Below are 2,139 nucleotides of genomic sequence, written 5' to 3' on the forward strand. Positions count from 1 at the left end.
GTCTACGCCGGCGACATGTTGGGCAATGTATGGAAGTTCGATCTGACCAGTCCGACCCCCGGTGCCTGGAGCGCAACGCGGCTGTTTACCGCTCAGGATGCCGGCGGCAAGGCGCAGCCCATCAGTGGTGCGGTGGCCCTGGGCATCCATCCTGTTACGAAGAAGCGTTGGGTATTCTTCGGTACCGGTCGTTACCTGACAGCCGAGGACGCGCAATCCACGAATGTCGATGTGCAGACGATGTATGGTTTCGTGGACGAAGGTGCCAGCCTTACCCGGGCGAGCCTTACGCCCCGCACCATCCAGGTGACCGAAGGTAACGTGCGGGCATTCGAGTCGAAGTCGGCGCTTCCCGCCGCTTCGAAGGGGTGGTACATCGATCTGCCTGTGCGTGGTGAGAGAATCATCCAGGATGCGCAGCTTGCGGCGCGGTTCATGGTCACTGCCAGCGTGATTCCCTCCGGCGATGCCTGCAATGCGAACGGCACGGGTTACATCAACGCGCTGGATGCGTTCACCGGCACGAGCGGTGGCATGTCCTACTTCGACCTCGATGGCAGGAATGGTACGGACGACACGTCCGTGAGCGGAGGTCTGCCGGTCGGTTCGGTGAACGTGGGCAACGGCATGCCGACGCTTCCCAACCTGCTCAGGGGTCTGCTGGTCGTGGGTGGCACGGGAGGCAGTGGCTTGAATTCACCGCAGACAGCCCGGCCACGGTGGGATCGGGCGTCATGGCGCGAGCTTCGGAGGGACTGACGGATGGAGATGCAGATGGATAGATCTATGCGCCAGGGTGCGAAGGCAGGGGCCCACGCCGGATTCTCGCTGATTGAGTTGATGGTCGTAGTGGCGATCATCGGCATCATCGCCTCGATCGCGCTGCCTGCGTATAACGAACACATTCGCAAGAGCCGTCGTGCGGCAGGAACGGCGTGCCTCATGCAGGCCGCCCAGCAGATGGAGCGTTTCTACACGACCGCCCTCGCCTACGACGGGGCGGGGTCGCCAGCAGCCTTCGCTTGCGAGGGGGACACCGCCCAGTTCTACACGGTGGCGCCCGCCGCAGTGGCCGCGCGTTCCTACACGTTGAGCGCGACGCCGATAGGTAAGCAGGCGGGCGACAGCTGTGGCACCCTCACCATCAATCAGGCCGGTACCCGTTCGCCGGCGACGACCGGCTGCTGGTAGATCACAGGACCAGTCTGACCGTCGGTCATCAAAAAAAAGCCGCATCTCTCGATGCGGCTTTTCTTGAATGTGGCGCCCGAAGTTGGACTCGAACCAACGACCCCCTGATTAACAGTCAAGTGCTCTAACCGGCTGAGCTATTCGGGCGGGGGCGCGTATTGTAGCCAGCGATTCCGGCGGGGACAAGCCTTGGCTTTTGTACCCGGTAATCTCGCGGGATGTCCGGCAGCCATCGCTAGTCCGGTCCCCGCAGGGCATTCAACACGCCGTGGAGAGGTCGCCTCGCACGATACGGGCTCGACCGCTGTTGTTCATGATGACGCTGCTGGCCACGTGGCCGTCGTAGCAGATCCGGATGGTCAGATTGGTGCCGTAACTCATGCCGGTGGGTTGGTAGCGGACCTGTCGGCGTCCCTGGGTCGAGATCATACGGATGAAGGGTGTTTCCACCACGGTCTCGTTTCTGTAGATGTCGTCACCGTCGTCGGGCTGGCGATTGCCGTCCGGATCGCGGAAAGAGAGCCAATGACCTCCCCAGTCGGTGTCCTGTCGGCACGTGCCGGCGCCATCGCTGGGGCATACCACGATCGGCACGTTGTGGCTGATGGCCGTCATGCGCGCCGATGCGAAGTGGGACACCAACAGGTTCGCGGTCGCATTGGCTTGCTGTCGAGCCCGGAACTCCCTCATCGACGGCAGGCCGATGGCGACCATGAGCGCCAGGACGGAAAGGGTCACAGCGGTTTCCATCAGAGTGAAACCTTGGGTATGCATGGTGGAGCCAATAGGACTCCTCCGGGCGGGAAGCGAGGGCATCCTTGCCATCGACAGCTCCTTTTGAATGGGGTGGGGTCAGGTTCGCGGTCGTTTGATCTGCTCGCCATCAGGTCCAGACCTGTCCGCATGTAGGAATTCGCCGCGGCTCTCGTCACGCCCCCTCGCTATACT

General features: G+C 62.5%; 3 protein-coding genes and 1 tRNA gene. 2 read left to right on the top strand and 2 right to left on the bottom strand.

Annotation, left to right across the window (positions count from 1 at the left end; all coding sequences use genetic code 11):
- On the top strand, positions 1-759 hold a 759-nt coding region (locus AC04L7_RS17215), incomplete at its 5' end, for a PilC/PilY family type IV pilus protein (RefSeq protein WP_475513513.1).
- 3 nt (positions 760-762) lie between these two features.
- On the top strand, positions 763-1,191 hold the full coding sequence (locus AC04L7_RS17220; protein ID WP_435999843.1) for a type IV pilin protein: 429 nt from the start codon (positions 763-765) through the stop codon (positions 1,189-1,191).
- Between the two features lie 70 nt (positions 1,192-1,261).
- On the opposite strand, the gene AC04L7_RS17225 is transcribed toward AC04L7_RS17220, so the two are convergent.
- Both AC04L7_RS17225 and AC04L7_RS17230 read right to left on the bottom strand, forming a co-directional pair.
- Positions 1,262-1,338: transfer RNA gene (locus tag AC04L7_RS17225), tRNA-Asn, on the bottom strand.
- 111 nt (positions 1,339-1,449) lie between these two features.
- Positions 1,450-1,941, bottom strand: coding sequence for a GspH/FimT family pseudopilin (locus AC04L7_RS17230; RefSeq protein WP_475513514.1), 492 nt, complete (start codon positions 1,939-1,941; stop codon positions 1,450-1,452).
- Positions 1,942-2,139: the final 198 nt, after the last annotated feature.

This window comes from Pseudoxanthomonas sp. LjRoot204_2 (genome assembly GCF_056175765.1).